The organism is Streptomyces sp. NPDC059564 (assembly GCF_042735575.1).
Classification (GTDB): domain Bacteria; phylum Actinomycetota; class Actinomycetes; order Streptomycetales; family Streptomycetaceae; genus Streptomyces.
Window position 1 is genome coordinate 1 of the sequence record NZ_JBHWBP010000445.1, and the last position, 5,514, is coordinate 5,514.

The following is a 5,514-nucleotide window of genomic DNA, read 5'->3' on the forward strand; positions in this document are numbered from 1 at the left end:
GGGCCCCTCCCAGCGGTAGCTGGGGGAGTTTGAGGCGCGGGGTCTGGGGCGGAGCCCCAGAAGCCCCGGCGCCGCCCGGCCCGCCGGCTACGCCTCCGCGGAAGCCGCCACCGGCCGCACGGCAGCAGCCGTACCGGCGGAACCCGCCGTCACCGTCCCCGGCCCACCCTCGGGGAGCCCCCGCATCAGCAGCCAGTACCCCAGCGCCGCCACCGTGCCCAGGACCCCCGTGGCCCCCCACAGCCACGCCGCGCCCAGACGGTCGATCACGAAGCCGGCCATCAGCGGCGCCACCAGCGCGGCCACCGCCCACGACATCGTGTACATCCCCTGGTAGCGCCCGCGTCCGTGCACCGGCGACAGCCGAGCCACCAGCCCCATCTGCGTCGGCGAGTTCACGATCTCCGCCAGCGTCCACAGCACCACGGTCGCCGCGTACGCCCACAGCGGCCCCGCGAAGGCCGTCATCGCGAACCCGTACCCGGCCAGCAGCGCCGAGACCACCAGCAGCTTCTGCGGGTCCCGGTGCTCGATGAACCGCGTCACCGGGATCTGCAGCACCACGATCAGCAGCCCGTTCACCGCGACGACCAGGCCGTAGTCACCGGGCGTGAAGCCCGCCGCGCCCATCGCCACCGGCAGCCCCACCGAACCCTGCGTGAAGATCAGCGAGATCAGGAACGACAGCCCCACGACGCCCATGAAGCGGCCGTCCCGCAGCACGCTCCCGAGCCCGATCTCCGGGCCGGCCGCCGCCTCCCCGGCCGCGTCCTTCACCGGCCGCGACTCCGGCAGCTTCACGAACACCAGCACCGCGCAGAGCAGCGTCAGCGCCGCCTCGCCCAGGAAACCGGCCAGGTAGCTGTACTCCGCGACGAACCCGGCCGCGGTCGCGCTGACCGCGAAGCCGAGGTTGATGGCCCAGTAGTTCAGCGCGAAGGCCCGTACCCGGTCCTCCGGACGGACGATGTCCGCCATCATCGCCGAGACCGCCGGCCGCGAGGCGTTCGAGGCCATCCCCACCAGCAGCGCCACCGCCGCGATGGCCGCCGGGTGCTCCATGAAGCCGAGCAGCGCCACCGACAGCGAGGTGGACACGTTCGCCGCGAGCATCGTCGGCCGCCGCCCCAGCCGGTCGGTCATCACCCCCGCCACCAGCGAGGACATCACACCGCCGAGCCCGTGCAGGGCGACCACGAGTCCCGCGAAGGAGGCCGAATAGCCCCGGTCCAGGGTCAGGTACAAGGTCATGAACGTGGCGACGAAGGCCCCGAGCCGGTTGACCAGCGTGCTCGCCCACAGCCACCAGAACGCACGCGGCAGACCCGACACGCTCTCCCGGGCGGCCCGTCTCATCGTGGCAACGGACATAAGGAATCCCCCCGGCGGCGTAAGCGTCTCTTGAGCACCCCGCACATTACGAGCGCTGCCCTCAGGCCGCCACTGGATTGACGCCGACCGTCAATCGACCGCCCCCCACACCGCGCGCGAGCGCCCCGGACCGTCCATTAGGCTCGTACGCATGGCCGACGCACCGTACAAGCTGATCCTCCTCCGCCACGGCGAGAGCGAGTGGAACGCGAAGAACCTGTTCACCGGCTGGGTGGACGTCAACCTCAACGAGAAGGGCGAGAAGGAGGCGGTCCGCGGCGGTGAGCTGCTCAAGGACGCCGGCCTGCTCCCCGACGTCGTGCACACCTCGCTCCAGAAGCGCGCGATCCGCACCGCGCAGATGGCGCTCGAGGCAGCCGACCGTCACTGGATCCCGGTCCACCGCTCCTGGCGCCTGAACGAGCGCCACTACGGCGCCCTCCAGGGCAAGGACAAGGCCCAGACCCTCGCCGAGTTCGGCGAGGAGCAGTTCATGCTGTGGCGCCGCTCCTACGACACCCCGCCGCCGGCCCTCGAAGACGGCACGGAGTTCTCCCAGTCCGGGGACCCGCGCTACGCGACGATCCCGCCGGAGCTGCGCCCGCGCACGGAGTGCCTCAAGGACGTCGTCGTCCGCATGCTCCCGTACTGGTACGACGGCATCGTCCCGGACCTCCTCGCCGGCCGCACGGTCCTGGTCGCCGCGCACGGCAACAGCCTGCGCGCCCTGGTCAAGCACCTGGACGGCATCTCCGACGCCGACATCGCGGGCCTGAACATCCCCACCGGCATCCCGCTCGCCTACGAACTGGACGCCGACTTCAAGCCCCTCAAGCCGGGCGGCACCTACCTCGACCCGGACGCGGCCGCGGCCGCCATCGAGGCCGTCAAGAACCAGGGCAAGAAGTAACCCCCACGCGCGACGAGCCCGCTACCGGTGCCGTCCCGGCCGGTGGCGGGCTTCTTGCATCGCAAGGGCCCCGGCCGAGGGAATCGGACGGGGCCCTTCGTGTACGGGGAACCAGGCGGGCGGGGTCAGCCGCCGCACTGGCAGGGGGCGCCGGACTGGCAGCCGCAGCCGCAGCCGGAGCCGCAACCGCAGGCCGCGAGCAGCGGCAGGCGCAGGGGCTCCGGCCGGGACGGCTGCTGCTCCTGCTCCGGGGTGACGGGGACGGGGGAATCGGGCATGGATCCTCCTCGTGGGCGCACGTACGCGGCGGCCCCGTGACGGAGCGCCTTCGCCTCATTCATGCCCAGCCACACCGGCGCGTCAACGGCGCATTGGGGCTCGCCCTCAGACGCCCTCGACCTGCGTCGGCTGCTGGAGCTCATCCGCGTGCTCACCCGTCACCAGGTACACCACGCGCTTCGCCACCGACACCGCGTGGTCCGCGAACCGCTCGTAGTAGCGGCCCAGCAGCGTCACGTCGACGGCCGTCTCGATGCCGTGCTTCCAGCGGTCGTCCATCAGGTGCTGGAACAGCGTGCGGTGCAGCTGGTCCATCTCGTCGTCGTCCTGCTCCAGCTGGAGCGCCAGGTCCACGTCCTTCGTGATGATGACCTCGGCGGCCTTCGCCATCAGCCGCTGCGCCAGCTGGCCCATCTCCAGGATGGTCGCGTGCAGGTCACGCGGCACCGCCGTGTCCGGGAAGCGCAGCCGCGCCAGCTTCGCCACGTGCTGTGCCAGGTCGCCGGAGCGCTCCAGGTCGGCGCTCATCCGCAGCGAGGTCACCACGATGCGCAGGTCGGTCGCCACGGGCTGCTGGCGGGCCAGCAGCGCGATGGCCCGCGCCTCCAGGTCGTGCTGCAGGTCGTCCACCTTCTGGTCGGCGGCGATGACGCTCTCCGCCAGCTTCAGATCGGCGTCCAGCATGGAGGTCGTCGCCCGCCCGATCGCGGAACCGACGAGCCGGGCCATCTCGACCAGGCTTTCTCCGATCGAGTCCAGTTCCTCGTGGTACGCGTCGCGCATGGTGTCCCTCTCTTGCCTACTTCTCGCCCACTGCGTGGCCTGTATGCCCCACGTCTACACGTTCGGGCGCCGATGCGTCCGACTCCGGCATCACAAGTGAATCAACCCCGTCGTCAGGGTGAACTCTGGGCGACGAGTGTTCGGGGCGACACCCGAACGGCTGTGGAAGTGTCGTCCGGCCTGCTTAACCTGGATCCATGGACGTGAACGCGGCGGTCGCCGCAGCTGCAGCGATCGCCGGTTTGTGCACCGGTGTCATCGCCATGCTGGCGTTCCGCTGGAGCGAGCGCGACCAGGCCCGCCCCACCCGGAGCTCCATGCGCCCCGACATCAACGCGGTGCTGCCCCCCGGAGTGGACACGGTCCTCTCCGTGCTCCGCTCCTCCGCCGTCGTCCTCGACGAGGGCGACGCGGTCGTCAAGGCCAGCTCGGCGGCGTACGCCCTCGGCCTGGTCCGCGGCGGCAAGCTGGCCGTGGAGCCCATGCTCCACATGGCCCGCGACACCCGCCGGGACGGCGAGATACGCCAGATCGAGCTCGACCTGCCCCGGCGCGGCACCGGCCGCGGCGAGGCCCTCGCGGTCTCCGCCCGCGTCGCACCGCTCGGCTCCCGCCTGGTGCTCCTGCTGGTCGAGGACCTCACCGAGGCCCGCCGCATCGAGGCGGTGCGCCGCGACTTCGTCGCGAACGTGTCGCACGAGCTGAAGACCCCCGTAGGAGCGATCTCCCTGCTGTCGGAGGCGGTCATGGACGCCTCCGACGACCCCGAGGCGGTCAGCCGCTTCGCGGGCCGCATGCAGATCGAGTCCACCCGCCTGATCAACCTCGTACAGGAACTCATCGACCTCTCCCGGGTACAGAACGACGACCCGCTGGAGGACGCCGAGCCCGTACGGGTGGACACGCTCGTGGCGGAGGCCATCGACCGCTGCCGCCACACGGCCACCTCCAAACAGATCACCATGGCCGCCGGCGGCACCGCCGACCTGCGCGTCTGGGGAAACCGGGGCCAGCTGGCCGCGGCCCTCGGCAACCTGGTGGAGAACGCCGTCAACTACAGTCCGGCCCGCACCCGCGTCGGCATCGCCGCGCGCAGGGTCGCCGTGCCGGGTGGAGACTTGATCGAGATAGCCGTGACCGACCAGGGCATCGGCATCCCGGAAAAGGACCGCGAGCGCATCTTCGAGCGCTTCTACCGCGTCGACCCGGCCCGCTCCCGCGCCACCGGCGGAACCGGCCTGGGCCTCGCGATCGTGAAGCACGTGGCGGCCTCGCACGGCGGGGAGGTATCGGTATGGAGCTCGGAGGGACAGGGCTCCACGTTCACCCTGAAACTCCCCGAGGCGGCCGCCCCGGCCCCCGCGAAGACCCCCGCACCCGCCACACCCCTGCTTGAACCTGAACCAGTCATCCCTGCCCCGGAGGTCCTTCCGTGACCCGAGTGCTCGTCGTCGAGGATGAGGAATCCTTCAGCGACGCCCTGTCCTACATGCTCCGCAAGGAAGGCTTCGAGGTCGCGATCGCCGCGACGGGGCCCGACGGGCTCGACGAGTTCGAGCGCAACGGCGCCGACCTCGTCCTCCTCGACCTGATGCTGCCCGGCCTGCCGGGCACCGAGGTCTGCCGGCAGCTGCGCGGCCGTTCCAACGTCCCCGTGATCATGGTGACCGCCAAGGACAGCGAGATCGACAAGGTCGTCGGGCTGGAGATAGGAGCCGATGACTACGTCACCAAGCCCTTCTCCTCCCGCGAGCTCGTCGCCCGCATCCGCGCGGTCCTGCGCCGCCGCGGCGAGCCGGAAGAGGTGACCCCGGCGGCCCTGGAGGCCGGTCCGGTACGGATGGACGTGGACCGGCACGTGGTCACCGTCTCCGGCGCCAAGGTCGACCTCCCGCTGAAGGAGTTCGACCTGCTGGAGATGCTCCTGCGCAACGCCGGCCGCGTGCTCACCCGCATGCAGCTGATCGACCGGGTCTGGGGCGCGGACTACGTCGGCGACACCAAGACCCTGGACGTCCACGTCAAGCGCCTGCGCGCCAAGATCGAGCCGGACCCGGGCGCTCCGCGCTACCTGGTCACGGTCCGCGGCCTCGGCTACAAGTTCGAGCCGTAAGCCGTAGCCGGTACGACACGCAGCGCATACACGAAAGGAGGGCCCCGGCCGCATCTGC

The 5,514-nt window shown here is 71.1% G+C and carries 6 protein-coding genes; 3 read left to right on the top strand and 3 right to left on the bottom strand.

What is annotated here, in order from left to right; translation table 11 throughout:
• Positions 1-87 precede the first annotated feature (87 nt).
• Positions 88-1,371 (bottom strand): MDR family MFS transporter, encoded by a 1,284-nt coding sequence (locus ACFV0Q_RS37755; RefSeq protein WP_385012058.1) that lies wholly within the window; start codon positions 1,369-1,371, stop codon positions 88-90.
• A gap of 151 nt (positions 1,372-1,522) precedes the next feature.
• Here ACFV0Q_RS37755 and ACFV0Q_RS37760 point away from each other — a divergent pair, with 151 nt between their 5' ends.
• Positions 1,523-2,281 carry a phosphoglyceromutase gene (locus ACFV0Q_RS37760; protein WP_385012061.1) on the top strand — a complete coding sequence of 253 codons (759 nt, stop codon included), beginning with the start codon at positions 1,523-1,525 and terminating at the stop codon, positions 2,279-2,281.
• Between the two features lie 125 nt (positions 2,282-2,406).
• Here ACFV0Q_RS37760 and ACFV0Q_RS37765 read toward each other — a convergent pair whose 3' ends face one another.
• Entirely contained in the window at positions 2,407-2,559 is a 153-nt protein-coding gene (locus ACFV0Q_RS37765; RefSeq protein WP_385012062.1) for a hypothetical protein, read from the bottom strand.
• Between the two features lie 106 nt (positions 2,560-2,665).
• A complete protein-coding gene (phoU, locus tag ACFV0Q_RS37770) occupies positions 2,666-3,343 on the bottom strand; it encodes a phosphate signaling complex protein PhoU (protein ID WP_007265512.1) in 678 nt (225 codons plus the stop codon).
• A gap of 197 nt (positions 3,344-3,540) precedes the next feature.
• Between phoU and ACFV0Q_RS37775 the strand changes: the two genes are divergently transcribed.
• Both ACFV0Q_RS37775 and ACFV0Q_RS37780 read left to right on the top strand, forming a co-directional pair.
• Entirely contained in the window at positions 3,541-4,779 is a 1,239-nt protein-coding gene (locus ACFV0Q_RS37775; RefSeq protein WP_385012065.1) for a sensor histidine kinase, read from the top strand.
• Entirely contained in the window at positions 4,776-5,456 is a 681-nt protein-coding gene (locus tag ACFV0Q_RS37780; RefSeq protein ID WP_086575133.1) for a response regulator transcription factor, read from the top strand. The genes ACFV0Q_RS37775 and ACFV0Q_RS37780 overlap by 4 nt, the downstream gene beginning before the upstream one ends.
• Positions 5,457-5,514 lie beyond the last annotated feature (58 nt).

Excerpts from the sequence above, each read along its gene's own strand:
- ACFV0Q_RS37775 (WP_385012065.1), top strand. The coding sequence starts at position 3,541 with ATGGACGTGAACGCGGCGGTCGCCGCAGCTGCAGCGATCGCCGGTTTG.
- ACFV0Q_RS37765 (WP_385012062.1), bottom strand. The coding sequence starts at position 2,559 with ATGCCCGATTCCCCCGTCCCCGTCACCCCGGAGCAGGAGCAGCAGCCG.
- ACFV0Q_RS37755 (WP_385012058.1), bottom strand. The coding sequence starts at position 1,371 with ATGTCCGTTGCCACGATGAGACGGGCCGCCCGGGAGAGCGTGTCGGGT.
- ACFV0Q_RS37760 (WP_385012061.1), top strand. The coding sequence starts at position 1,523 with ATGGCCGACGCACCGTACAAGCTGATCCTCCTCCGCCACGGCGAGAGC.
- phoU (WP_007265512.1), bottom strand. The coding sequence starts at position 3,343 with ATGCGCGACGCGTACCACGAGGAACTGGACTCGATCGGAGAAAGCCTG.